Raw genomic sequence first — 26,183 nt, 5'->3', positions numbered from 1 at the left:
ACCGGATGACCGCATCGGAAATCGTGCCGGTTGAGATCGACCCTGCCGACCGTCCGGTCTGGTACGCGACAAGGCTCGGTCAAGCATCGCTGACGGTTGCGATCTTTGGGGTCATCGTCGTCATCTGGGATCTTTATGTCCGGTTGCTGGGACTTTCAGCGCTCGTGCTGCCATCGCCATATCAGGTGTGGTTATCGCTGGTTGAAAACACATTAAGTGGCCGGCTGCTCGATCACCTGTGGGTCACTTTGAGCGAAGTCTTGCTGGGTTTCCTGCTGGGGAGCGTGATCGGCGTCGCGCTTGGTACGCTAACGGCGCAGAGCCCACTGATGCGGACAATTATGGGACCTTATATTCTCGCATCGCAGGCCATGCCGAAGCTCGCATTGGCGCCCATCATCGTGATCTGGCTGGGATTCGGAATTGCGCCGAAGGTTGTGATCACCGCACTGATCTGCTTCTTCCCTCTGCTAGAAAATACCATCATCGGCCTGACCTCGACCGACCCGCACCAAGTCGAACTTTTCCAGGCCCTGACCGCGAGCCGGTGGCAGTCATTCATCAAACTAAGGGTACCGAATGCGTTGCCGGTTATTTTTGCCGGCCTTCGGGTCGCGATTACGCTCGCCGTCGTCGGTGCCGTGGTCGGCGAATATGTCGGCGCCAATCGCGGACTCGGGGCGTTGGTCATCGCCGCACAGGGCAGCTTCGATACGCCACTGATGTTCGCCATCTTCGTCTATCTGACGGTCGTTGGCATCATTCTCTACAAACTGATGGAATTACTCGAGCAAACGGCCTTCTCGTGGCGGCACATCAAGCGCGGCGAGTAGCGAAAGATCAACCTGGCCTCCGATCCTCTTCAGGATGGATTCCAACCAAGCGGAGCGACTCATGACGACCAAATCCGGAAAAATCGCAAATAGGTTCGATCGACGGCAACTCTTGCTGGGGACTGCGCTTGCTGCCGCGACGACCGTGGGCGCGCCGTGGGTTCAGAAAGCCGGCGCGGCCGGGCTCGAAAAATTCAAGCTGTGCTCGTGGTCGCCGCGGCTGGCCGAGGAAGGAAACATTTTTGTTTCCGAGGAGAAGGGTTATTTCAAGGACGAGGGTCTCGAAATCGAATGGATTCCGGGCGCGGGCTCGGGTGTTGCACTCACCAATATGATTGCGGGGAGCGGGGACATCGCCTTTGTCGGCCCTGAGGCGCTTTATCTGGCAACGGATAAGGGCAGCAAACTGAAGGCCATCTATGACCTCTACCCGAATAATGCCTTCAATGTATTCGCGCTCAAGAACAAGCAGATCATCACGCCCTACGATCTTAAGGGAAAGAAGATCGGCGTCATCAGCATGGGCAGCGGTACGCGATACAATCTCGCGACCATTCTTGCGCTGCACGGGATGACCGAGCGGGACGTGGAACTGGTTGCGCTTGGATTGAACGCCGCTCCAGCCATTACTGAAGGCAAGGTCGATGCCATGGCCTCGACCGATACGATCCTGTACGGGATGCAGGCGAGCGGCCTCGGCCCGGTGGACGTGATCTGGGCGCGTGACTATCTCAATTCGTCGACCGATCTCTTCGTGATCGAAGAGAAGAACTATGAGCCAAAAAAGGATTTCTACACCCGCTTTTTGCGCGGCTATCGCAAGGGAATGGAATATACCATCAAAAATCCTCAGGAAGCAGCTGAGATCACGGCAAAGGTCGCGATCGACGGCAAGGACCCGGTCAAGGTCATGGGAAGCCTGAAGCTGCGTATCCTTACATCGCAAAATGCGGTGACGCGCGAGCATGGTCTCGGGTGGATCGACACCGGCCCGCTGAAGGCATGCGCTAAAATCTACAAGGAAGCTGGCTTCATCAACAATGATGTCGATGTCACGGCGCTCGTGACCAACGATCTGGTGATGAAGCTTTGAGTTTGCCTGTTTGCCGTCAGGCTCGTCGATTTCGGGGCCATTGTTGTCCATGAAAAAGAAAATTCATCTGGGATACGACTTGTCCTGGACCCACCTGGACGGCCGCTGGCGCAGTCCCGGATCCTGGAGCCACGTGAATTTTCCGGACATCCGGCTCTACGAAGAGATTGCGCAGATCGCGGAACGTGGACTGCTGGACTTCATTTTTTTTGGCGACGGCACCGGAATTCCCAATACCTGGGAAGGGTCGATCGAACCCGCGGTGAAATGGGGTATCGGGTGGCCACGTCAGGACATGAGTCCCTTCATTGCCGCGATGTCGCGGATGACCCAACACATCGGATTCGGATTGACATATTCGTCCACGTTCATGCATCCGTTCTACGTTGCGCGGCTGCTTAACTCGCTCGATCATGTCACCGGCGGCCGAATGGCATTCAACGTCATCACATCGACACGCAGAGCCGACGCCGCAAATTATGGTTTCGATGAACTCATGGAGCACGCCGAACGCTACGATCGCATGGACGAGTTCATCCATGTATGCAAGGCCCTTTGGTCAAGCGTCGCGCCTGACGCGTTCAAATGGGACCGCGAGAGCGGGCTGGTCGCCGATCCAAGCAAAGTCAAGGCGATCCACCATACCGGTAAATTTTTCAGAGTGGAGGGCCCCCTCGCCTGTGTGCCGTCGCCGCAAGGGCGACCGGTGATTGTCCAGGCTGGCGCATCGCCACGCGGTATCAAGACGTCCGCTCACGTCGCCGATTATGTTTTTGCGCTTAGTTCGGGTCTTGAACGCCAAGTCAAGCATCGCAATGAGCTGGATAAAGCCTTGGTCGCCGAAGGTCGCGATCCGAGGACGGTTGGCGTGTTTTGGGATGTGGTGTTGATCGTCGAAGAAACGGAGCGTGAAGCTCGACGCAGGTATGAGAAGCTTCTCCACGCCATTCCCGCTGAAGGCATTGGAGCCTTCTTGTCGCACCAGATCGGATACGATCTTTCAAGACTTCCGGAGCGCTTTACAATCGAGGAGATCAACGGGCAGATTACGGCGTCCAACGCTTCTCCGGTCGGCTTCATGCACATCACGCGAGCGATGGAACCAGGGCGAGAGATGTCCCGCGCCGAATTCTATGAGCAGATGACGCACCATACCGCATCCTATGATCAGGTCGTCTACGGCACCCCCAAGCGGATTGCTGACTATCTAGAGGAGATTTTCGTTGCGACGGGCGAAAATGGCGGCTTCATGATCGCGCATCCGCCCGCCACGCCGCGCGATTTGCTCAATGTCGTGGATTTCCTGGTGCCAGAACTGCAACGGCGCGGACGTTTTCGTACGGGGTATAGCGGTCAGACACTTACGGAGAACTTGAGGGCGTGAGCGTTGTCTGGCCTGGATTCTTCGTGGTGATGCCCGAGTTACAATAAAGATCTTATACGCACTCAATGAATTGGATCCTCTTGGATCGGAGCACTCGTAGCCAGCCGGGGTGAGAACAATTTAGATCTTGTGGTACAGCTGCTGACTCGGCTTGTCGGAACGACACATTAACGTAGAGCCATAAGCGATTGATCTTGCTTTGGTGGCGGAAGCAGTCTCGCGAAACCGGTCTCCACTCAATATTTCCCTGTTCTCAGGGAATTTAACAGGGAAGTTCGCGGTTTTTTAGGTCTTAGAGGCATTTCCGCATCGAAGAAGCCGCTGTGCCGCGGCGGTTTCTCACCAAATTCCCTAAGACGATTAACAGGGTAAAGTTATCGGATAACAGGGATCGAAATCGGGTTAACAGCGAAATCCGATGTGGATATCAGAAGCGTCCCTTTCCCTCTGTTCCCTCCGGCACAGTTGAGGTGAAGCGTACTGGCCGAACCCCGCGCGCTCTCTTCCGGCGCACCGAGCGGGCTCTACGCGGAGGACCCGCGCGAGTGACCGTCAAGACTTCGTGAAATGTGAGATGGGCAACAACGCGTACCTGTGCGTGCAGCCCATGTTGGACAGAATTGATGAGGTTTTTTTGTCGCATCAAGACACAAGACCACGAGGCCCAGTTGCCTCCGAATGTCCAACCAATGGAGACGACCATGGAGAAGACGGCTCTTACCATCTTCGGCGCGTTGCTGATCACAGGATTGGCGGTCCAAACGGCAGCGGCGTCCGAGCACCACCGGAGCAAGCCCTACTTCGGCCGCGACCTTTCGGAATTTCGCCGAGCCTACGATCAGGTGAACAAGCCGATCAATGTCACCCCACGAGCGCTCGATCGCTTTGACCCGTCGGTTCCGCGTGGCGAAGATCCTACGCTGAACCCATCAAGCTAGTGTCCCAAGGAACTTCCAAGATTATCGAGCAAGCAAAACGCTAACGTCCTAAACGCTCATTGTTGTTCTCTTGCAGGTCAACGTTGCCCCACCCTAACAGACGGGTGGGGTACTTAACGGCAACACTCAAGGTAAGTGCCCGCCGAACGCCGCGCGCTTCTCTCCCGCCGTGATAGGGCGCACTGCAACCTCATACCATGAAACAAGAAGCACGAGCGGCAGAGCCTGTGTTGGGCTTCACTGACACGGCTATCTAAACTTGGAAAATTGACAGAGGCGGCGGGACTCGGCCGCAATCGGCGAGACCGTCAACGAGATGCTCGATCGTGTGGGTGCCCACCCGGTTTCGAGTCACCCGCATCTGCCGGTCTTAAATTAGTGACGATCTACGCCGATCAAATCTTTCTCGCGCTGTGTTCAGCATCCGCCGCCGCAGCAAAGCGACATACGCCAAAACATTCGAAAGAGGTAACAAGGAATTTCAAACCACTACCAGAAAGCACTGGTAACAAGTAGTTACTGTGAATAATCGCGCGGAGACTCTTGTTGAACCTCTCTTTCCGACGTAAGTAATATCGACCTTGCAGGGGACGATCTCAACCGACAGCTGCCTCAACTCCGATGTACGGAGTGGCCAACTATTGGTTCGAGAAAATGAAGAACAAAATTGCAATCCCCTTCTCCGCAAATGTATCCCCGCACGGGAAAATCTCGCTTATCACGATCGGGGATCTGATCCCAGACCCTGATAATCCCCGCAAGCATGGCCGCGCGCAGATAAGCGCAATCGCTAAAAGCATCGAAGCGTTCGGCTTCAATGCGCCGATCTTAGTCGACAAGAACAACAAGATTGTTGCCGGCCACGGCCGGTATGAAGCAGCTCTGCTGCTCGGCATCGACAAGGTCCCGGTCGTCCTGCTTGACCACCTGACGCCGACCCAGGCCAGGGCGTACATGTTGGCCGACAATAAGTTGAGCGATCGCTCGACGTGGGACGACAACAAGCTTGCGATCCAGCTTAAGGAATTGTCCGACCTTGTGCTCGACTTTGACATCGAGGCGATCGGATTTGAGCCACCCGAAATTGATTTGCGAATCCAGTCGCTGGATACTGCATTGGAAGACGCCGACGACCGGTTTGAATTGGCCACCGGGCCCGTCGTTTCAAGGACCGGCGATCTCTGGCTATTGGGTTCTCACCGGCTGTACTGCGGCAACGCGCTGGATGTGACCAGCTATGACGCCCTCTCAAACGGCGAAAAGGCCTCCGCGGCAATTACCGACGCGCCTTATAATGTTCGAATCAATGGACATGTGTCCGGCAACGGGAGGATTACACATCGCGAGTTCGCGATGGCTAGTGGCGAAATGACCGAAGCCGAATTTGCCGACTTCTTACATCAAACGTTTCAGCGCATCATCGCCTACTGCCGCGACGGCGCGCTGATCTACAGCTTCATGGATTGGCGCCACATGGCGGAAATCCTGGCGGCCGGCCGCGCCGCCAACCTGGACCTGCTGAATCTCTGCGTATGGGCCAAAACCAACGGTGGCATGGGGTCGCTCTACCGATCCCGCCACGAGCTTGTGTTCGTGTTCAAGAACGGAGAAGACCCGCATATCAACAACATTCAACTCGGCCGTTTCGGCCGGAATCGTTCCAACGTCTGGTATGCTCCGGGTGCCAACAGCTTCGCGCGCAACGGCTCCAAAAAGCAGCTGGAATCGCATCCGACGGTGAAGCCCATCACGCTGGTCGCGGACGCCATGCTCGACTGCACCCGGCGCAACGACATCGTGATCGATCCCTACCTCGGCAGCGGCACTACGATCCTCGCGGCGGAACGCACCGGCAGACGCTGCCACGCCATTGAAATCGACGGACGATACGTCGACACAGCAATCAGGCGATGGGAGCGACTGACCAAGCAGGAGGCAAAGGACATTAATGGAAGGACCTTTGCACAGACGAGATCTGACCGGGGAGTGGATCAATGAGCCGCTCCACCAAGGACTACGAGATTGGGCGCGGGCGCCCACCTAAGGCGACCCAATGGAAAAAAGGGAAAAGCGCTAATCCGGGCGGCCTATCATCTCGCTCGGTCGATGTGGCCGAGACGATCGACAAGCTGTTGCTGACACCTGTGAAGATTACCGTGAACGGCGACTCCAAGCGGGTTGCGGCGCTGAAGGTCATTCTCGAGCAGCTCTGGAACAAAGGGATCGAGGGTGATCGCCGAGCCATGGCCGTCTTTTTTCGATGGCTAGAACTTGCTCCCCAAGTCGCGGACAGAACGGTCGAGATCACCTTCGCAGACAGCGAATACACCAGGACTTTCACCGGTCAATCCATAGCCGGGAGCCCAGGCAATGAGTAAAAAGTCTGGCCGCGGTAATCCCCCCAAGGAATTTCAATTCAAAAAGGGTGTTTCGGGTAATCTCAAAGGTCGCCCTCCCAAAAGTCGCAAAGACCAGCTTGTCATCGACATCATCAGCGAGTTCCGAAATATCCTCACCGCATACCGCGAAGGCGGACGTGCGAAGCGAGCATCACGGCTTGAGTTGATGCTCAAGAAGCTGGTGAATAGCGCACTGGAAGGCGATGCAAGGAGCGCTGAAGTACTGTTTAAGCTCCGCGCCAAGGCCAGCAAGACCAGCGGCGCCAAGTCTCAGAAATTTATCGTAGAGGATTGGATACCCGATTTCGAAGGCCAGACCGGCGAGCAAAAGACCAACGCTCACGCACGAGAAAACGAAATCGGTCCAACTGACCCTGGGGAACAGGCTGGCTCGCCCGCGACTGATCCTCCCGGTCCACCTTCATCCTAACCGAAAGCTCCCCGGGCTGAATGAGCTGCCGTGTCCGGCTGCAGTTCAGGCTGCAATCGAATGTCTCGGCCGCCTGAACTGAATGAGGCTCCAATATCGTCATGAGTAAAACGTTGTCTGTAAAAAATAACTCGGAGACTGTGATCTCGCTGGGAAAAATGCATCCCGGACAAATCAAGGCCTACTTGGCCTTAAAACCTCATCGCTACAAGATCCTGCGATGCGGCCGGCGTTTTGGCAAAACCGAATTTGCCAAGATCTGGATCGGCCAAGGCCTGCTACAGGGCTGGGAGTGCGCCTGGCTTGCACCCCAACATAAGATTTGGTCGGAAGCTTACATGGAGATCAAAGGCACGCTACGCCCGCTTTGGGAGTCAGGTTCAATGGGATCATCCGTTATTCGATTAAAAAATCGCGGGCGTCTCGACTTCTGGACGTTGGGGAACCAGATCGCCGGCCGTAGCCGGCGCTACAGGCGTGTGGTCATCGACGAGGCGGCCTTCGCGAAGGACGGCGACAACAAGGTTGACGGCTCCATGATGGAAATCTGGGAGAAAGCAATCAAGCCGACGCTGTTCGACTATGGCGGCGAGGTGCTAATCTGCTCGAACTCGGCCGGAAAAAACCCGGACAATTTTTTCTACAATATCTGTACGGATCGGAGCTATGGATTCGGTGATTTCCACGCGACAACGATGGACAATCCTTTACTTCCAAAACCGGACTCGGACGAAAGCTTGGCGGCTTGGTCGGAACGCCGGGCACGGTTTCTCGCTGAACTTATCAAAGACAACGACCCACTAGTTTACCAACAGGAATACCTTGCTGAATTCGTCGATTGGGCCGGGGTTGCCTTTTTTGCTCGCGAAAAACTGCTCGATCAAGGTCGGCTACCCTAAACACTGCGACACAGTGTTTGCGGTCATCGATACCGCGTCGAAGACCGGCACCGATCATGATGCAACAGCCGTCACGTTCTTTGCGCTCGACAAGCTCAGCGGGCGGGCACCTCTCCTGATCCTGGACTGGGATATTGCTCAAATCGAAGGGGCCCTCCTAGAGACTTGGCTGCCGATGGTATTTGAGCGGTTGGAAGAATTGTCACGGCTCTGCGGTGCCCGCCACGGTTCGGCTGGCGTATGGATCGAGGACAAGAATTCCGGGACTATCCTGTTGCAGCAGGCTATCCGCAGGCAATGGCCAGCAACAGCCATCGATTCGAAACTAACCGCTGTGGGCAAGGACGAGCGAGCCCTCTCTGTTTCTGGCTACGTTTACCGGGGCAGCGTCAAATACACCGACTATGCCCTCGACAAGACCACAGTCCACAAGCGTAAATCGCGCAATCACTTGGTCGACCAGATCGAAAGCTTTCGGATCGGCGACAAAGACAACAAACGAGAAGACGATCTTTTGGATACGTTTTGCTATGGGATAGCGATCGCGCTCGGGAATAACGAGGGCTTCTAAGGGTACGAGTCGTTGCATCGCAGCTCCATCCCAAGTGGTCGCTTTTCCGGGCGAAAGCGCGATCCCATAACAGACTAACTCAAGAAGGCCGTCTGCGTTTGTTGTCTTTGTCGCCCTTTAAAGCAGAATTTAATGGCAGAACGGAAGCAGTCTTCCGAAATAATTAATGAGCTCTCTGGTTAGGAGACAAATATGCAATTCAATTTGGTCGGCGCCGTCGTTATTGCCGCGACCGCTTTTTCCACTCACGTTTTGCCGCAGGCTGATATCGAAGATCCAGGCTATTGCGCACAGTTTTACGCGAACGCAAACTGTCAAATCGTGGGACCGGCCAAACCGTACGCCGATGGAGTTTACTATCACGACGACCCGGCGCAGGCGACTGAACCCATGGCGGACCTTTATCATGGCGGGCCCAAATCGAAGGATTGACGGTTGAGCTCTTCGATCACTCAAGTCCTGACCCGTACAATGCAACTATAAAACAAGACTTGCACACGCACACCACATCACGATCCGCGTTGCTGTCTACTCGATCTTGCCGGCGTCCGACTGGACGCTTTTCCGCGCAGCGCTATACAAAGGCCGCCGCACCGAATGAATTTAGTGGTGTTGGCGGATTGCGAATCTAGCCGATGCTGGCGCACGCGTCGTGACGCAGCGATCTTGCGCGAAACTGATGTTTGCCGCCCGAAGCCGAAATCTGCTGTTCCTGTGCCAAACCGGAAAAGCACAAGCTATCGACCACAAATCCAAAACGCGACTGTCTCGTTTGATTATGTAGGCTGTCTTGTCAAAACTGAATTGCGGAAAATTCGTGGGCCTTGGCTCATTCATCGTCATCGGCGGCTGCATTCTCGTCGCCTTCGTTGCGACGCTCCCGGCGTTGCCGCAATCGGGCGACCTAGTGGTTCATCACAGTGATTTTGACTTTTGGTTGTGGCTGGATAGGCGCGGCCGAGTTTGGCGCGGGCTTTGTCGGTTGTGAACATCCATTTGATGCGTGCTCGGGTTTTATTTCGCCGCCGTTGCCATGCTGCGATCTCGTTTCGGAGCCTTTTGGGGTCGTCGATGCGGCGGCCGAGACACTGGCGCTGAAGCACGCTGATCTCGCACTCGACCATGTTGAGCCAACTGGCGTGCTTCGGGGTGAAGTGGAATTCGAGGCGGCGCAGGATGCGTCGGGCCTCGGCGGGCGCGAAGGCCTCATACAGCGCCCCAGGCTTGTGGATCGACAAATTGTCCTGCACGACACGGATACAGGTGGCGCCGGGATAATGGACGTCGACGAGTTCACGCATGCAGTGGGCGTAGTCCACGGCGGCGCGGCGGCCGGTGACCTTGACGTTGCGCCAGCCCCGATATGGATCGAAGGTGACGAAGAGATTGACGGTGCCGTTGCGGCGATACTCGTAATCGTAGCGCTCGCGCTGTCCCGGTTGGGCCGGGACCGGCTGGCGCACCTCGCCGATCAGCTGAACGGGGGTCTCGTCGAAGCAGACCAAGGGCCGCTCAGGATCAGGCGCTTCAGTATAGAGATCAAGCACATCTTCCATGCGGGCGACATATTCGCCATCGACATGGGGAATGCACCACATGTCCCTGCGCCATGGCTTGAGGTCGTTCTCGGCCAGCCGGCGACGCACGGTCTCGCCCGACAGGCTGTCGTGATCGGTGAGCTTGACCATCGTGTCGGCCAGCAGCATCAGCGTCCAGCGTTTGCGACCGGCGGGCGGCTTGGCGCATGCGGTCGCCACCAGCAGGGCCTCCTCTTTGCCGGTCAGCTTGCGCTCCGCGCCCGGACGCGGCTCCTCGCTCAAGGCCCGCTCCAGATTGCCTTCCACGAAGCGACGCTTGGTCCGGCTGACGGTGGAGAGGCTGACACTCACGGTCCGGGCAATCTCCTCGTCGCGGCAGCTCCTATCGGCCGCCAGCAAAATCTGCGCCCGCTTGAGCTTGCGGGCGGCGTGCTTGCCGCCGCCGAGCATCGCCGTCAGTTCATCGCGCTCGGCTTGGCTCAATTCGACCCGATAACGTACATTCATGCTTTGCCTCCTTGTCGGAGGCCGGGACGAATCCAACGATGAGTCAAAAATCAGGCGCGCGTTTCACCGAGAAGCAGGGGCACTACCTCGCTTTCATCCATACCTATTCGTACATGTTCGGACAGCCGCCCGCCGAAACCGACATCCGCCGCCACTTCCGCGTCAGCCCGCCTTCCGTTCACCAGATGATCGTCACCCTCGAACGAAACGGCTTCATCCGACGTCAAACCGGTGTCCCCAGAAGCATCGAAATCCTCGTGCCGCCCGAAAGCTTGCCGATCCTCGAATGGCTCGGTATCAAAACGTCAAAATCACTGTGATGAACCACTAGTTGCTTTCGACGCCGCCGAAGCCGCCGCGTTCATCGAGGTTTCCCTGCAGGCAGTACGACAAGACGCGACGCAGAACGATCTACTATTCGGCATGGAAACCGAACCTGTCGCCGGAGCGGTTGCCGAGAAATGGCGCGCCGTCAAAATCGATATCGATCGAGAACAACAAGTGTTGGCGCGCTGCCGCGCGCTAGTCACATGTCCCGTCGTCGCACAAAACCTGTTGGCTATCGTTGCTGAAGGCACCGGACGCTCAGGCGTCGCCCGTGTCGGCTTGATCAACAGGGCGGTTAATCTTGCCATCACGTCCACCAGCGATGAGGCGCAATGGGGTGTGGTTGATCATTGGAGTTCTCCCTTCGAGACGCTGCAAAGCCATCGCGGTGATTGCGAGGACTATGCGATCCTCAAGTATGTCGCGCTCCTGCACGCAGGCCTATCCCATGACGATGTGAAGATCGTCATCTTGCACAATTTACCGATGGAAGACCATGCAGTCGTAGCAGCGCGTGTGAACGGGCAGTGGTTGATCCTTGACAACCGCCGTCTCGCACTGATCCACGATACGGAGATGGTCGGATCAATCCCAAAATTCGTGCTCGATGAGGACGGCACACGGCGCTTCGTCCCACCAAAGCGACTGGGGCTCCGGCCAAGCGACAGCGTATCGAACTCGGCTTCACCAACAAAGCCAGCGCCATATACGCGCACGATGTCCGCCTACGCTGACGCAGCGCCATTGATAGCCATTTTCCGAGGCGCCAAGTTCAAGATTTTGGTAGCCAGCGCTTTGTTGGCGGCGGAAACGCCAACGATCTAAGCTCCGGAGCGCACCGGAGCTTTTCTTCGATACATCCCAGGTTAGTGACCGGCCCGACTCCATCTCGCTATTAGCATAGATTTGTTTGCACAGTGGCGTAGTCGCCGATTTGCGCCAGCAAATTGTCACGTAGCCGTCAACCAGCGAACGGATGACCGGAGCGGTTGAGATCGGACAACCGGCTTGGCCGCCCGACGCCAGCCCGAGCCGGTTATGGTGCGAGATAGCTCAGCAAGCGGGGATCGTCTCGCAGTTGGTGCGATGCACCCGACAGCGCGACCCGACCCCGATCGAGTACATAGGCCCGGTTGGCGACCTGCAGCGCCAGATCGAGATGTTGCTCGACGATAACCACCGCGATTTCCTTGGCGAGATCGATCAACCGCTCGGTGATTTCTTCGACCACCCCGATCCACACGCCTTCGGTCGGCTCGTCGAGCAGCAGCACTCTGGGGTCCGACAACAGGGCACGCGCGATGGCCAGCATCTTGCGTTCACCGCCCGAGAGTGTGCCGGCGGCCTGATTGAGCCGCTCACCGAGCTTGGGAAAAGCGCCAAGTACGCGGTCAAGCGCGCGACGGTCCTGACTCGACAGCATACCGACGGCGAGGTTGTCACGCACCGACAAGCGGGCGAACACGGCATGCTCCTGCGGCACATAGCCGATGCCGAGCCGAATCCGCTGCTCGGTCGGCAGCTTGCTGACGTCACGCGCGTCGAAGCTGACGGAGCCGCGGCGCAACGGCAATTCGCCAACAATTGCCTTCATCAGGGTGGTCTTCCCAGCGCCATTGCGGCCGAGGATGGCGACGCCGCCTCGCGACGGCGCCTGCATCGTGACGCCGAATAGCACTTGGCTCCGGCCGTAGCCGGCGTCCAGGTCGGTAACGTCGAGAAATTTGTCGTCAGGCACGGCGCAGATAGACCTCCTGGACCTTCGGGTTCGACTGAATTTCCTGTACCGTACCGCAGCACAGCACGCTGCCCTGATCCAGCACGGTGAGCCGGTCGCAGATGTCACGGATAAAGTCGAGGTCGTGCTCGACGATCACGAGCGAGCAGTCCGCCTTGATCGGCTGCAGCAACTCGCCGGTGACGCGCCTCTCTTCGATGCTCATGCCGCCGGTGGGTTCGTCCAGCAGCAACAGCCTCGGCTCGGCCGCGAGCGCCATCGCGATCTCGAGCCACTGTTGCTGGCCATGTGAAAGCGCGGAGGCAGGGTCATGCGCGCGTCCGGCAAGACGGAACTGCTCCAGCATTCCCATCACCCTGTCATGATGCGCACCGCGGCTGCGCGAGAACAGCAGGTCGACTAGCGAGGACTTGGCCTGCAGGGCCAGCAAGATGTTGTCGTAAAGCGTCAGCGCCGGCAGCACGCTGGCGATCTGGAATTTCAGGCTCATGCCCGCGCGCGCACGTTCGGCGGGTGAGGCGCCCGTGATGTCTGCGCCCGCGAACTGAACTCGCCCCTGGGTCGGGGTTTCGGCTCCCGCGACGCATTTCAATAATGTGCTCTTGCCCGATCCGTTGGGTCCGATCAGGCCGTGAAATTCGTTGTCGGCGATGCTGAGTGCCGCGCCGTTCAGCGCGGTCAGTTTGCCGAAGCTCTTGACGATGCCGGTGGCCTCAAGCAGCGCCATGGCCGCCTTCCTGCCGCGATCGCCCGAAATTGCCGACGCGCTCGCGCTCGCCGAGAACCAGGCTGATCAAGCCGGCCGGCCGGAACATGATGACCAGCAGCAGCAGAATGCCGAGAATGATCGGCCAGATATCCTGATAGCTGTTGGACAGCCAGAAGCTCACCGCCTCGACCACGACGGTGCCTATCACCGCGCCGATCAGCGTGCCGGCGCCGCCGAACAGCACGTAAAGCACCACCTGCGTCGACATGACGACGCCGAGCATATTGGGCCAGACGAACCCCTCGTGGAAAGCGTAAAGGGTGCCGGCCAGGCCGGCAATCGCACCGCTCAGCGCGAAGATGATCGCCTTGAGATGCTGCACCTTGTAACCGAAGAAGGCGATGCGCTGCTCGTTCTCCCGCAACCCGACGAGCGCAAGCCCAAACTGGGAACGCACCAGGAAGCGGCACAGCAGGTAGACTATCAGCAGGATGCCCAGCGCCAGATAGTAGAATACCGGTCCTTCGTTGAGTTCGTAGCTGCCGATCGTCATCGACTGGATTGACGGAATTCCGTTCTGGCCGCCGAGATAATACCAGCCCCTGGCCAGCCGGTCGGCCGCATAAGCGCCGGTCATGGTACCGAGCGAGACGAAGATGACGCTGGACGGGTGACGCCCAAGCAACAGAAAGCCACCCAGCAGCAGCGCACCGACAAAGCCGATCAGCACGCCGGTCGGAATCACAACGAAGATCGAGGCGATGTCGAGATCGCGCGCGATCAACGCCACGCTATAGCCTGCGGCTCCGAAGAACATCGACTGCCCGAAGCTCATGATACCGGCATAGCCCCAGACCAGATCGAACGACAGTGCGAACAGGCAGAGGATCAACACCCGGGTCGCATAGACCGTGAGGTAATCCTGCAGCGCTAGCGGCGCCAGTGCCAGGATCACCAGCACGACGACCTCGGTCACGGGCAGCATCCGGCGACGACCGCCCGGCATCGCGAACGGCAAGCTTTGCGAGGCCTCGGTCACGCGAAGGTCTTGCCGCATTGTCGCGTGATAAAAAAACCGATCCATCAGCATTCCTTCGGATCGACCAATCCGGCGCTTCGCGCGACGATGTCGTAATTTCCGCCCTTGGAGACCGCCGTGTACATTTTCATCTTGCAGTGGCGTTGGCCGGGCACCATCTCGGCCGGGCCACCGGGCCCTTCGGCGATCTTGGCGTGATCGAGGGCCGCGGCCACCGAGTCGCGGTCGACCTTGCCGGCTTCCTTGACGGCGGCTTCCCACAGCTTCAGACCGCGATAGGTGCCGGTCGCGGCACTGCCGGCCGCGAAGAGGAAGTTGCCTGGAAATTGCTTTTCATAGGCGGCGTGGATTTTCGCGCTGGCGGGATCTTCCGGCGTCAGCGTCTTGAAATAGTCGAGGCAGCTCGCCAGCCCCTCGATTTCATCGGCCTGGTTGAGGTTGAGCGTGTTCTCGTCATAGTAGACGCAGGATAGCCGGCCGCCGTTCTTGAGAAAGCCCGCCTCGTAGAGCTGCTTGAAGAAAGGCCCGACACCGGGCGGAATCACGGTGTTGAACACCACGTCGACCTTGTTGGAGATGATGCGGCTGACGGTCGACGAGAATTCGATCTGGTCGAGCGGATAATATTCCTCGAAGATAACCTCGCCGCCATTGTTCTCGATCACCTTGCGGGCATAGACGTTGAGGGTGTGCGGCCAGATATAATTGGCGCTCGGCAGCGCGAACCTCTTGCCGCCGTTCTTGATCAGCCAGGGAATGAATTCGTCGCACTGCTGCGCCGGCGTCGGTCCGGTGCAGAATAGATATGGCGTGCACTCCTTGCCCTCATAGAGCTGCGGATAGATGTAGAGCGTCTTGCCGCGCGCGACGATCACATCCTTGATGGCGTTGCGCATCGAACTTGTGATTGCGCCGAGCACCATATCGACCTTGTCGCGCTGGATCAGCTTGCGGACATTGCCCACCGCGACCGATTCGTTGGTGGCGGTGTCCTCGATCAGCAGTTCGATTGGGCGCCCGAGCAGGCCGCCGGCGTCGTTGATTTCCTTCACCACCATGCGCGCCACATTGGCATCCGCTTTGCCGGCGTAACCGAGCGAGCCGGTGAGATCGGTGGCGATGCCGAGCTTGATCGGTCCTTCCGCCGCGTTCGCCCAGTCCGGACGGATCACCCAGCTTCCAGTGCCGGTGGCGATCGCCGCGGACGCGAAGGCGAAATTGCCGAGGAAACGGCGGCGGCTGAGCTTATTGTTGAACAACGGTTTAGACCCCTCTTCCCGAAACGAGACCTTGCGGCCGGAACTTGATGAAAATGATGGCCAGTACGAAGACCAGGACGTCGGCGATCACGGGCGCCATCACCCAGGGCAGCGCCGCGCTCAGCGTGCCGATCACGCTGGCGCCGGCGACTGGCCCCGCAAACGACCCCACCCCGCCAACCATGACGGCGACGAAACCCTGGATCAAAAAGCGGATGCCGAGATCGGCGAACAGCGAAAACACCGGAACGATCAGCGCGCCGGCGAGACCGGCGAGCGCCGCACCGAACGCAAAAGTGACGCTGTAGATCATACCGGTGGAAATGCCGGACGCGCGCGCCAGCGCTGGGTTTTCCAGTGACGCGCGGATCCGCAGCCCAAACGAGGTGTGGGCGAGCAGTGCGTAGGTGCCGGCCATCACCAGCGCCGTGATGATTACAATGACGAAGCGCCAGGTCGCGAAATGCAGAGTGCCGATGCTGATGGAGCCGCCGATCGGCTCGAGCACCGAGATGTAGAGCCCGCCGATCAGCCCGCGCACGGACTCCCGGATGATCAGGCCAAGCGCATAAGTGCCGAGCATGGCGACGATGGGCGCGGCGTAGAACCGCCGCACCACGAGACGCTCGAGCACTAGCCCAAGGGCGCCGACCGCAAACGGCGCCGCAACCATGCCGACGGCGACCGGCAGGCCCGCGCTGTGGACGAGATAGGTGATGTAGGCGCCGAGCAGGACGAATTCACCTTGCGCGAAATTGAAGATACCCATCATGCTGGCGATGATGCCAAGCCCCAACACCACGAGGACGACGATCGCGCCGAAGCTCAGAATCTCGAACAGTGCAATGAACAGTGTATCCATTTCCGCCGCCACACCATCTCGTAGTCCTGCTCACGTCTTCTTCCAGTCGCCCGACTGTTCGAACGCGTGCGCCGCGCGATAGATCGTCACTCGTCGAAATGTTTGCCGACCAGCATTGGGCCGACCGGAAGCCCGTCGACCATGCCGCAGGGCAGCGACATCGCGGGGTGATGCGTGATGTTGAACAGCGAGGTATTCGAAATCATCTCGAGGGCGCGAGCGACGTAGTCTTCGCGGCTCGCGGTCGGTTCCGGCAATTTAGTCGCTTTCGTCGGCGTCGTCGGCATCGGCAGCAGGTCGTAGCTCTGCAGCGGCTTGTCATGGGAAGCATGACTGTCACGGGTGTTCTCCTGATCTCTTCATCTCTTCGCGGCGGTGACCGCCAAGGCGCTCGGCATCGATATCTCCGCGGCTGCTCGGCCTCACGACGCAGTGCCTGCGTTCCACGGCACAGTGAACTGAAACGTGGCACCGTGGGGCAGGTTTGCCGTGGCCCACAGCCGGCCACCGTGGACTTCTATGATCGATCGGCAGATCGAGAGTCCCATACCCATGCCGCTTGATTTGGTGCTGAAGAAGGGGTTGAACAGGCGGTCCGCATTCTCGGTGGAAATCCCGACGCCGCAATCCGTGACACTTATGAGCACTTGTTGTGTCTCGTCCCGGTCTGATCGGATCAGCAGTTCGCGCGGCCGATCCGTGACTGATTGCATGGCTTCAATGCCATTCATCACCAAGTTGATAATCACCTGCTGAAATTGGACCCGATCGGCCAGGATTATGGGTAAGCTAGGCGCCAACTCCATTCGCAACGACACCCGGTGGCTGGTTAGTTCACGCTGCACCAGCGCGATGACATCCCTGACTACGTCATTGACGTTGAGTGGCAATTTCTCAACGCCAGTCTTGTTTGCGAGCGACCGGACGCGGCGGATCACCTCACTCGCCCGATTGCCGTCGTCGATAATCCATTCCACCGAACGGCGCGCCGCTTCTAGGTCGGGAGTCGCGCGGTCGAGCCAGCGAAGACAGGCGTCGGCGTTGGCGACGACGGCGGCGAGCGGTTGGTTTACTTCGTGGGCGATCGAAGCCGCCAACTCTCCCAGGGTCGTCACGCGCGTGACGTGAGCGAGTTCCGCTTGCGCTTCGCGGTATCGCCGCTCGCTCTCGCGGGCTTCCCCTTCCGCCCGCTTGCGTTCAGTCAAATCGAGCACGAAGGCGACGCCCTGGTCGGGGGGGCCGGCGAAAGCCGCCGGGCCGACAAGGACAGGCACGCGGCTGCCGTCGTTCCGTAAGTACTCCTTCTCGTAAGCTTTGCAGCTTCCCATCGCCCTGAGCTCTGCCACGGCCCGGTCGTCAGCTTCGCGCCACTCGGCGGGCGTTAGCTCGGCCCAGCTCACCCGACCCGAAACGATATCGTCGTGGCTATGTCCCACTATGTGGAGAAAAGCCTCATTGGCCTCAATAACGCGACCATCAAAGTCAAAAATTATGATCCCGATGATGTTGGAGTCGACCAAACGCCGGACCTTTGCCTCGCGCTCTTGAAGATCGCCATACAGACGCGTGTTTTCTAGCGAGATCGCCGCTTGCGCCGCCAACAATTCCAGGATCGCGATTCGATCCGGGGGGAACGCGTACGAGCTTAGCGTGTTCTCGAAGTAGAGCAGCGCCGTCAACCGCCCTTGTTTGATTAGCGGCATGCAGAGAATCGACTTGGCTGGTCGGTCGCGCAGATAATCGTCCTCGGAAAAGATGTTGGGCTTGGAGGCATCATTGAGAATCACGCTTTCGCGCGTGCGGATGACATAGCGGACAATAGATTCGGGACAAGTGACGCTGGTGATTGGCTTTTGGCACAGCACGACGTCAATCTGATCGCCGGCGGCTTTTGCCTCCGCCTGAATCAAATGGTCATCCTCTGCCGGCAGCATCAGAAGGCCGCGATCCGCGCCTGCATTCTCGAGCGCGATCGTCATCAGCCGCTCGATCAGCTTGGATAAGACGATCTCGCTAGATACGGCCTGAGAGGCTTTGACGACGCTTGCTACATCGAGCTGCTGGACCGGGGAGCCAATGTTCGCTGCGGGGCCATGCCCCTGCGGAGCGACCAAACTCGGATGAAGCCGATCAAGTTGCCTCACCTTTCCATCGGCCCCCCAACGCTGATAGCAGTTGCGGGCTTTCTGCAGATACACATGGGCAAACTCTTCGAAGCCGCGTCCGGCGTAGAAGCGCGCGGCCACTTCGTAGGCGATCGCTTCGTTGTGAACGAAGCCGTTTGCGCGGGCCGAGCGGATGGCCTCTTCGTAGAGGCGTTCGGCGTCGAGGTCCCGGCCTTCGATCCGCGCGATCTCGGCGCCGACGAGCGCGGCGCGGTTCTCGAAATTGTCCGGGCAATTCGCCGCCCAGAGCTGGAGCTGCTCATGATGCGCAGCGATAGCGTCCAGGTGCTGCTGACGCCCGCCGCCGGCCGCACTGGAATCGCAGCAGGTGGCTCGAGACAGCGCGTCATAGAAGCAATATTCCGCCGTTTCGAAGGCTGAGACCGAACTCCATAGCAAACACTGTGCCCTCGACGAGGCTTCGATGGCCGACGCATAGTCGCCCGCAAAGAAGCGCGCCTGCAGCTTGCGGACCCAGTACCAGAATTCGACAAAAGCCAAATCCGGATTTTCTGAAAAACGGCGCTCGATCCGAGCCTCATTGAACTGCTCATCGTCGAAGCAGCCGAAAATCGGCGTCAAGCCGCGCAGCGATCGGATCAACCCGAGCTGGCCGGTGTTGCAGTCAATAACAAGCCCGAAACGCATCTTCTGCGAGAACGCGAGGGCCTGCTGGGCTTCGCCTTCCGCCTCGGCAAGGGGATCGCCCACCGCGAGAAGGTTTGTGTTCAATTGGGTGCCGCAGTAGGCGGCGAAAGTGAGATCGCCGTTCTTGAGAGCCGCCTCGAACGCGCGGCGCAGCGGATCGCGGCCGGCCCGGACATGTCTCGTCCAGGGCACAACGCCATATCCAAACAGCTCATAGGTCCTGGCCTGGAAACGCGTCAGTCCGCGTCTTTCGACCAGGTCATAGCCGAGCTGACCGAAGCGATATACGACGGTCCGATAGTCGCCGAAACGCGGGCCGGCCACCATGGGCAGCCATACATAGGGCATGCACGAGCCGTCACAGTTGCCGCTCTCGAGGCTGAGATTGACCGCTCGGCAGGCGACCAGGGCAACCAGGTTCGTATCCGTATACAAGCTAGGCGTCGCCATCTTGGTCAGAACGTCCATAGTCGCCAGCGATGCAGGGTCGCTCATTAAAGGCAGCTCGATCAGATCCTCGATCATGCGGCTCCCGAGCTGCGACCAGACCTGCTCGTATTCGCGTCGGGCCTCCTCATTCGTCGGATGCGGCGACCAGTTGATGCCCAGATGCCGAAGGTACTCGAGACCGACCGCAATGGCGCGACTGCTCTGATCGAGGGTCGTGTACAAATCCAAGCGCAGGCACGCGACGGTGGCTCGTTCCACCGCATTTGTGGCACGGGTTGATAGCGCCTCCAGGCGCTGCTCCGCTTCCACCAGCGCGCCGGTAAGGAACTCGCATTCGGCCCGGTGCAGCTCCAGCGCGAAGGTAAGCTCGTGCCGGCGTTCCCACCGGTCTTCCGGCAACACGGACGCACCGGCGGCGAGATAGGTGAGCGCCGAGGCGTAGGCGGCGGAGGCCTTGGCGCGGCGACCCCCGAGCAGGTTGAGTTCGGCCAGCTGCTCACGCTCGTCTTGTGAGGTGATCAACGCGGCGCCGCGGTTGAGCTGATTGACGATGTCGAAGATGGCCTCTTCGCGTTTTTCCGCAGGGGTATGCGCCGCGAGCAGCCTTCCGACGCGCAGGTGCGCCTCGGGGCGCAACCGTTCCGGTATGAGAGAATACGCGGCCTCCTGAACCCGGTCGTGGATGAACTTGTATGAACCCTCCAAATGCTCGACCAGCTCCAGACGAACGGCGTCCCGGAGATCCAAACCAACGTCCTCGCTCGATTTCCCCAGAACGATCGAAAGCATCGTGATCTCGGCGGCGTTGCCGAGGCAGGCGAACTGCTGCAACGCCGCCTGGGTCTGGACCGGCAAGCGGGTCAATCTTCCGACCATGAGGTCCACCACGTTGTCGGTGTACCCCTTCGCGTGAATGCGCTCGAGCTTCCAGCGCCAGCGTGCCGCGTCATGATCGAAGCGGAGCAACCCCTCGTCGGCCAGCGCGACAAAGAACTGGATCGCGAAGAACGGATTGCCGCCGGTCTTCTCCTGGACCAGCTCAGCCAATGGCCGTGCGCGCCCCGGTTCGCAGTGGAGCGCATCGGCCATGAGCCGGCTAACGTCGTCGAGCTCGAGAGGCGCCAGCATTATCTCGCACACCCTCACATCGGCATCGCGGATCGCAGCGAGAGTCCGCAGAAGAGGGTGGGTGGGTCCGACCTCGTTGTCCCGGTACGCCCCGACCAGAAGCAGATGTTGAACCTCCGAATGCGTGACCAGGTGCTCGATGAGATCGAGCGTCGCGGCATCCAGCCACTGCAAATCGTCGAGGAACAGCGCGAGCGGATGCTCCTTGCGCGCGAACACGCTCAGGAAGCGCCGGAAAACCATCTGGAAGCGGTTCTTCGCGTCCTGTGGTGGCAGATCTGGAACAGGCGGCTGTTTCCCGATCACAAGCTCGAGTTCAGGAACGAGATTGACGATCAGCTCACCATTTGGACCGAGAGCCTCGAGCAAGCAGTCCCGCCACCGGCCCAGCGCCTCCTCGTTCTGGGTGAGGAGCGAGCGGACCAGGGTCTGGAATGCTTGGCCCAGGGTCGCGTATGGGATGTCGCGCTTGTATTGGTCGAACTTGCCAGACGCGAACAGGCCACGCGGCGGCACTAGCACCTTGTGCAGCTCGTTCACTACCGAGGATTTGCCGATACCGGAATAGCCGGACACGAGGACCAACTCCACGGTGCTCGTCGCCACGACCCGGTCGAAGGACGCGATCAGCGTGTCTATCTCGGGCTCCCGGCCGTAGAGCTTCTCCGGGAGCAACAGCCGGTCCGATACGTCGCAACCGCCGAGTGAGAAGGGTACGATCCGGCCATGCCGCTCCAACTCCGCGAGGCAGCGGCGCAGATCGGCCTCGACACCGGCAGCGGTTTGGTACCGCTGCTCGCCAGTCTTGGCGAGAAGCTTTATCACGATTGCCGAGAGCGGTCCCGGGAGGCCCGCGACCCGCTCGTCGGGCGGCGCCGGTTGCCGGGCGATATGGCAGTGCACCCACTCCATCGGATCGGCGGCGGTGAAGGGCAGTGTCCCCGTCAACAGTTCGTAGAAGGTGACACCCAATGCATAGAGATCGCTGCGGGAGTCCACCGAGCGGTTCATCCGGCCGGTCTGTTCCGGCGCCATGTAGGCGAGCGTGCCGGCGATCACCTCCGGCGGCGCGGGGGCTTGGCGCTCGCGCGGCAGACGTGAAGCGATACCGAAACCGGTGAGCTTGACCTCTCCAGTCGTGCGGTTCACCAGAATATTGGCCGGCTTGATGTCCTTGTGGACGAGGCCGCGCCGGTGGACTTGCGTGAGGGCCGCCGCGACCGCGATGGCGATGCGCAGAAAGCTCCGCACCTCCATGGGCATCCCGAGCAATCGGTCGAGCGGCTCGCTGGAGGTGTCCTCGAGCACCAGCATAATCCGACCACGTTCTCGGACAAGCTCAAGCGGTCGCAGTGCCCACGCCCCGTCCAGTTCGTCCTTCAATCCGTATTCGCGAGCTAAGCTATCGAGAGTGGCAGGTGTCGGATGCTCCGCGGCGGGCAGCACGGCCAGCACGGCGGCCCGATAACCGTCGGCGTGGCTCTCTCTTCTGCAGAAGACGCGTTCACCGTCCTCCCACAAGACCTTGAGGCTACTCTCTCCACCAACGTCGAACCAAGAGGATTGATTCATCTGCGGGATCCGCCATCAGGTCGGAGGCCGCCATTGAGAATGGTACTCTCAGGGGTGGCCAGAAAAGGTCTGAACAGGAACTTCACCACTCACGAGGCAGCGCGACCATGTCTGTTATGTAAAAGGTTGCGGATGCCGACCCGACTTGCTCGCGGATGACTCAAAGCAGTGGGCGTATCGTTTGCCGCTTCGACGGACATATTCCGTCCGTTGATGTTAAGATTAGGCATGGTCTCCCCTCTCGGTGCATGAAGCCGCTTATGGCGACAACTCACTTATTTGTATTGGCTGACACCGACCGGGCCGATGCCAGAGGTGTGCAGAATGATAGCGATCCATTCAGGAGCCAAACGAATTGAAATTGGCCGAGGAAAATAAAATTCCAAAAGCAGTTTTGTGCATTGTCATATTGGATCATTGGATTTTCCGGATCGACGAAGTGATCGAATTCTGATTCAGTGACGAAGCCAAGCTTCAATGCCGCTGCCTTTTTTGGCCGCGACCGCGGACAATTTGCCACCTGCGATCGGCTCTTCCAGATTAGCGGCGAGACTGGAACGATTGAGATTAATGGCTCAATTGTACGTGGGTAAGAATCCGATATCGAAAGGGATCGGAAGAATTATACGCAGGTCGTAGTGTTCGCCTCTTACGTCCCATCACTCTGGACGTTAGCAACGAATGATTGGGCAAACGGGCGGCACTTTGCTGAGCCAATTTTCGATTTTCATATCCACAGAGCTCTCCTATCGGGATTCGGACTGAATCGCGTGTCAAGAGGTAAACGCACCGATCACCACGGCGATCGCGAGCGCCGCCGAAAGTAACGAATTCAGACGGGACTGCGGGATCCGCATAACCTCATCGCGATCAATCGCGCGGCGCGTGCGCTCAAAACCAGCGATGCTTTGTGTGATGATAGCGATTCCAATCACCACAATTGCCAGTCTCGCATAGCGGGCCACGACCGCGAAACCGGGCTCGCTGGCTCGCGCCTAAGCCGTAGCTGGTATCGCGAACAACGGTGCGAGCAGCAGCATTGCCGAAAGTATTTCATCTTCATCGTTCGGCCCCTTGATTCCGGGCCTGTTAGCCCATGGGGGCCACACGAATCCGAATTACGGAGCGGCGCCGATGCCATGGCGCCCACTGTCCCAATTGGCCCGCATCACCGGCGTGTGAGTGCAAATCGCCGGGACCGTGGTGGCCTCCTGAAGGTTTCTCCTAATCGTGGCGCTTATGGGCCTCGAGCAACTTCAGTCCAGGGAACCGCGTCCATATACCCCGTTGAGGCAGCAATCGAATTGCCGATTTTCCTCCAAAATGCTCTAATCTTGTTCGTCCGAGAGAGCCGCCTGGGCATGGAATTATCGATTTGCCGTTCGATCATCGAAGCTCACGGGGGACGGATGTCGGTCGCCAACAATGTGGGACCGGGTGCGAGGTTTGAGTTCACATTGCCATTGCATCAGGAGGATAGGTCTTGATCGGGGGCTCGAAATCGCCAGGCGACCTCGCAAGCGAAGCGGAACCGATCATCTTCGTCATCGACGACGATGTAGCGGTGCGCACGACTCTCAGCAGTCTTTTCCGATCGGTGGGCTTGCGGGTCGAGCTGTTCGGTTCGGCCCGCGACTTTGCGCAGATCACGATGCCGGATGTTGCAAGCTGCCTGGTCCTCGACATCAGGCTGCCGGGGGTCAGCGGTCTCGACTTTCAGGCCGAACTGGCCGAGGCGGATATTCGCATCCCGATCATCTTTATGACGGGCCACGGCGACATCCCGATGTCGGTCAAGGCGATGAAAGCCGGAGCCATCGACTTTCTAACGAAGCCGTTCCGCGACCAGGATATCCTGGATGCCGTGATCAAGGCGATCGAGCGAGATCAAAAAAGACGCGATAGCGAGAAGGGCGTTTCGGAACTGCGAATGCGGTTCGACTCTCTGACCTCACGCGAGCGGGAGGTGATGACACAGGTCGCTGCCGGACTGATGAGCAAACAAATCGCGGCCAAATTGGGCATTACCGAGATCACTGTGAAGGTCCATCGTGGCCATATGATGCGAAAAATGAAGGCTCGGTCGTTGATTGACTTTATAGGAATGGCTGAACTGCTCGGAATCCATCGTCCGAAACGCTAGAGCTTATACCCAGGTATCGTTTTCCAATCCCAATCCGTGATGCAATCTGCAACTGGGGCGACGGTGACGCCATGGGCTCCCGGTCTCGCGTCAAGGAAGGGCCGCCTTGTCAAAGCTTCCGCCGGTCGCAGTCATTGACGATGATGCATCCGTGCGCGCCACGACTGACAGCCTTGTGAGGTCACTCGGGTACATTGTAAATACATTCGCATCCGCCGAAGAGTTCTTGCGGTCGAACCGCCTCGATGACTTCTTCTGTGTGATTGCAGATGTCCAAATGCCCGGAATGAGCGGCGTCGAGTTGCAAGCGCAGCTGCTTAGCCAAGGGAACCACGTGCCGTTCATTTTCGTCACGGCCTTCCCCAACGAGCGGGTTTGTGCGCAAGCGCTTGGGGCCGGGGCGATTTGCTACCTGACTAAGCCCTTCGACGGGGACAGCCTTATCCAAGGTCTCCAGGCCGCCCTGAAGAAGCGTGAAGGCGGGACCAGAAAGTGAGATCCCCCTAGCGCTGTCACAAGAGTGGAATTTTCAGTTGCACAACGCTAACAAGCGCGCCGGTATATTCGGCTTGCGCTCAAACTATTATTGAGCGCGCCTGAAGTCTGATCTGGGATTCCCCTGAGATCCGCGCCAACGCGGGTGGGACACACAGCCGGATTATGCGCTAAGCGCTGATCCGTCGATCTAGCTTGGCTTGCGCGGATTGCCCAAACAGTCCGTGGCACGGTTAAACCAAGGTATTGAGGGCCCCAACCATTTCGGTAGTTAAACTAAGCTCGGTAGCAATGGAGCAATTCGTCTCGGGCGAACTAGGCTTGGGAGATAACGCTTAGCAAATGCGAGCTAACCAACGTGCGGCTTAGAGGGGAACCCATGTTCGCGAACTCTCGGTGTTCAAATGTTCCGTCCCATGGTCCTTTCGTGTGGGAGACCCGAAAAGCGTTCAGTGCACGCAGGGTTTCGCAAGACTACCACCCAAACTTCGATGCGTACCTGCGAAGCCTGGCAAGTCCCCAAAGCAAACAGAAACGCAGCGCCTCCGTAATCGTTTGGCGGAACAGTCTCATGCTACTCCCTGAGTTCGCTCGCTCAACCAGGCTGCGCTGGACCTTCTTGATGCCCGGTTTAGTTACGGTTTTTATCGTGGCGTTGCACGAATTTATCTACTTGAAAACGCAAGGTGACCCAACGAGGCGATCCGACCGTATGATCGCCTCGCAAATGGGCGTATTCACGGACTTTCGCCCGAGCCGCGGCTGGACGCGCTCAGGGTATCTCGGACGCAATTGCAGGGGAGCGGAATGTGGAATCACCAGAGCAGGCTTCTCGCGATGACGGCGAAGTGTGCCGAGGCGATCAACGCCAGGCGTGGGACTATGGAGCTCCGGCATCTCCGCTATTTCGTCGCGGTTGCCGAGGAGCTGCACTTCACCCGCGCAGCCGATCGGCTCGGCATCAAACAGCCTCCCCTCAGCTTGCAAATCCGCCAGCTCGAGCGGGAGTTGGGCACGTCCCTCTTTCACCGCCTGACGCGCGGCGTGGAACTCACC

General features: G+C 58.9%; 23 protein-coding genes and 2 pseudogenes. 16 read left to right on the top strand and 9 right to left on the bottom strand.

Going from position 1 to position 26,183, the window contains the following annotated elements:
• Positions 1–5 precede the first annotated feature (5 nt).
• The 10 genes from ABSE61_RS28410 to ABSE61_RS28365 all read left to right on the top strand — a co-directional run bounded on the left by ABSE61_RS28410 (position 6) and on the right by ABSE61_RS28365 (position 8,979).
• A complete protein-coding gene (locus ABSE61_RS28410) occupies positions 6–833 on the top strand; it encodes an ABC transporter permease (protein ID WP_423874477.1) in 828 nt (275 codons plus the stop codon).
• A gap of 61 nt (positions 834–894) precedes the next feature.
• Positions 895–1,926, top strand: coding sequence for an ABC transporter substrate-binding protein (locus ABSE61_RS28405; RefSeq protein WP_423874476.1), 1,032 nt, complete (start codon positions 895–897; stop codon positions 1,924–1,926).
• A gap of 49 nt (positions 1,927–1,975) precedes the next feature.
• Positions 1,976–3,310: an NtaA/DmoA family FMN-dependent monooxygenase gene (locus ABSE61_RS28400; protein ID WP_423874475.1), complete on the top strand. Its 1,335-nt coding sequence runs from the start codon at positions 1,976–1,978 to the stop codon at positions 3,308–3,310.
• A 701-nt stretch (positions 3,311–4,011) separates the two neighbouring features.
• The gene (locus ABSE61_RS28395) at positions 4,012–4,248 is read left to right on the top strand and encodes a hypothetical protein (RefSeq protein WP_423874474.1); all 237 of its coding nucleotides are present in this window, start codon (positions 4,012–4,014) and stop codon (positions 4,246–4,248) included.
• 630 nt (positions 4,249–4,878) lie between these two features.
• Positions 4,879–6,246 carry a site-specific DNA-methyltransferase gene (locus tag ABSE61_RS28390; protein WP_423874473.1) on the top strand — a complete coding sequence of 456 codons (1,368 nt, stop codon included), beginning with the start codon at positions 4,879–4,881 and terminating at the stop codon, positions 6,244–6,246.
• A complete protein-coding gene (locus ABSE61_RS28385) occupies positions 6,243–6,626 on the top strand; it encodes a DUF5681 domain-containing protein (RefSeq protein WP_423874472.1) in 384 nt (127 codons plus the stop codon). The genes ABSE61_RS28390 and ABSE61_RS28385 overlap by 4 nt, the downstream gene beginning before the upstream one ends.
• Entirely contained in the window at positions 6,619–7,077 is a 459-nt protein-coding gene (locus ABSE61_RS28380) for a DUF5681 domain-containing protein (RefSeq protein WP_423874471.1), read from the top strand. Before ABSE61_RS28385 ends, ABSE61_RS28380 begins: the two co-directional genes overlap by 8 nt.
• Before the next feature lie 101 nt (positions 7,078–7,178).
• Positions 7,179–7,976, top strand: a complete 798-nt coding sequence (locus ABSE61_RS28375) for a hypothetical protein (RefSeq protein ID WP_423874470.1) — start codon at positions 7,179–7,181, stop codon at positions 7,974–7,976.
• Positions 7,936–8,547 carry a hypothetical protein gene (locus ABSE61_RS28370; protein WP_423874469.1) on the top strand — a complete coding sequence of 204 codons (612 nt, stop codon included), beginning with the start codon at positions 7,936–7,938 and terminating at the stop codon, positions 8,545–8,547. Before ABSE61_RS28375 ends, ABSE61_RS28370 begins: the two co-directional genes overlap by 41 nt.
• A 192-nt stretch (positions 8,548–8,739) precedes the next feature.
• The gene (locus tag ABSE61_RS28365; protein ID WP_423874468.1) at positions 8,740–8,979 is read left to right on the top strand and encodes a hypothetical protein; all 240 of its coding nucleotides are present in this window, start codon (positions 8,740–8,742) and stop codon (positions 8,977–8,979) included.
• 500 nt (positions 8,980–9,479) lie between these two features.
• Here ABSE61_RS28365 and ABSE61_RS28360 read toward each other — a convergent pair.
• Positions 9,480–10,592: pseudogene (locus tag ABSE61_RS28360) on the bottom strand (IS630 family transposase); the annotation flags it as partial.
• A gap of 38 nt (positions 10,593–10,630) precedes the next feature.
• On the opposite strand from ABSE61_RS28360, the gene ABSE61_RS28355 reads away from it, so the two are divergent.
• Both ABSE61_RS28355 and ABSE61_RS28350 read left to right on the top strand, forming a co-directional pair.
• Complete coding sequence (locus ABSE61_RS28355; protein ID WP_423874467.1) at positions 10,631–10,912, top strand: LexA family protein; 282 nt, start codon at positions 10,631–10,633, stop codon at positions 10,910–10,912.
• Positions 10,824–11,744 carry a transglutaminase-like cysteine peptidase gene (locus tag ABSE61_RS28350; RefSeq protein ID WP_423874466.1) on the top strand — a complete coding sequence of 307 codons (921 nt, stop codon included), beginning with the start codon at positions 10,824–10,826 and terminating at the stop codon, positions 11,742–11,744. Before ABSE61_RS28355 ends, ABSE61_RS28350 begins: the two co-directional genes overlap by 89 nt.
• Before the next feature lie 211 nt (positions 11,745–11,955).
• Here ABSE61_RS28350 and ABSE61_RS28345 read toward each other — a convergent pair whose 3' ends face one another.
• The 8 genes and pseudogenes from ABSE61_RS28345 to ABSE61_RS28310 form a co-directional block, all read right to left on the bottom strand.
• The gene (locus tag ABSE61_RS28345; protein WP_423874465.1) at positions 11,956–12,657 is read right to left on the bottom strand and encodes an ABC transporter ATP-binding protein; all 702 of its coding nucleotides are present in this window, start codon (positions 12,655–12,657) and stop codon (positions 11,956–11,958) included.
• Positions 12,650–13,384, bottom strand: coding sequence for an ABC transporter ATP-binding protein (locus ABSE61_RS28340; RefSeq protein WP_423874464.1), 735 nt, complete (start codon positions 13,382–13,384; stop codon positions 12,650–12,652). The genes ABSE61_RS28345 and ABSE61_RS28340 overlap by 8 nt, the downstream gene beginning before the upstream one ends.
• On the bottom strand, positions 13,371–14,372 hold the full coding sequence (locus ABSE61_RS28335; protein WP_423874499.1) for a branched-chain amino acid ABC transporter permease: 1,002 nt from the start codon (positions 14,370–14,372) through the stop codon (positions 13,371–13,373). The genes ABSE61_RS28340 and ABSE61_RS28335 overlap by 14 nt, the downstream gene beginning before the upstream one ends.
• 77 nt (positions 14,373–14,449) lie before the next feature.
• Complete coding sequence (locus ABSE61_RS28330) at positions 14,450–15,664, bottom strand: substrate-binding protein (RefSeq protein WP_423874463.1); 1,215 nt, start codon at positions 15,662–15,664, stop codon at positions 14,450–14,452.
• A gap of 4 nt (positions 15,665–15,668) precedes the next feature.
• Entirely contained in the window at positions 15,669–16,526 is an 858-nt protein-coding gene (locus ABSE61_RS28325) for a branched-chain amino acid ABC transporter permease (RefSeq protein WP_423874462.1), read from the bottom strand.
• Between the two features lie 30 nt (positions 16,527–16,556).
• Positions 16,557–16,837: pseudogene (locus ABSE61_RS28320) on the bottom strand (amidase family protein); the annotation flags it as partial.
• A gap of 111 nt (positions 16,838–16,948) precedes the next feature.
• A complete protein-coding gene (locus ABSE61_RS28315; protein WP_423874461.1) occupies positions 16,949–22,489 on the bottom strand; it encodes an AAA family ATPase in 5,541 nt (1,846 codons plus the stop codon).
• A 773-nt stretch (positions 22,490–23,262) separates the two neighbouring features.
• Positions 23,263–23,454, bottom strand: coding sequence for a hypothetical protein (locus ABSE61_RS28310; protein WP_423874460.1), 192 nt, complete (start codon positions 23,452–23,454; stop codon positions 23,263–23,265).
• A 174-nt stretch (positions 23,455–23,628) separates the two neighbouring features.
• Here ABSE61_RS28310 and ABSE61_RS28305 point away from each other — a divergent pair, with 174 nt between their 5' ends.
• The 4 genes from ABSE61_RS28305 to ABSE61_RS28290 form a co-directional block, all read left to right on the top strand.
• Positions 23,629–23,976: an ATP-binding protein gene (locus tag ABSE61_RS28305; RefSeq protein ID WP_423874459.1), complete on the top strand. Its 348-nt coding sequence runs from the start codon at positions 23,629–23,631 to the stop codon at positions 23,974–23,976.
• Positions 23,973–24,632, top strand: a complete 660-nt coding sequence (locus ABSE61_RS28300; protein WP_423874458.1) for a response regulator transcription factor — start codon at positions 23,973–23,975, stop codon at positions 24,630–24,632. The genes ABSE61_RS28305 and ABSE61_RS28300 overlap by 4 nt, the downstream gene beginning before the upstream one ends.
• Before the next feature lie 106 nt (positions 24,633–24,738).
• A complete protein-coding gene (locus ABSE61_RS28295) occupies positions 24,739–25,128 on the top strand; it encodes a response regulator transcription factor (RefSeq protein WP_423874457.1) in 390 nt (129 codons plus the stop codon).
• 881 nt (positions 25,129–26,009) lie between these two features.
• Positions 26,010–26,183: LysR family transcriptional regulator (locus ABSE61_RS28290; RefSeq protein ID WP_423874498.1), on the top strand; the 174-nt coding region annotated here is incomplete at its 3' end.

The sequence above is a fragment of the Bradyrhizobium sp. genome (assembly GCF_049519115.1).
GTDB lineage: Bacteria > Pseudomonadota > Alphaproteobacteria > Rhizobiales > Xanthobacteraceae > Bradyrhizobium.
The sequence above is the reverse complement of the archived record's forward strand: the minus strand, read 5'-3'. Positions and strand labels throughout refer to the sequence as shown.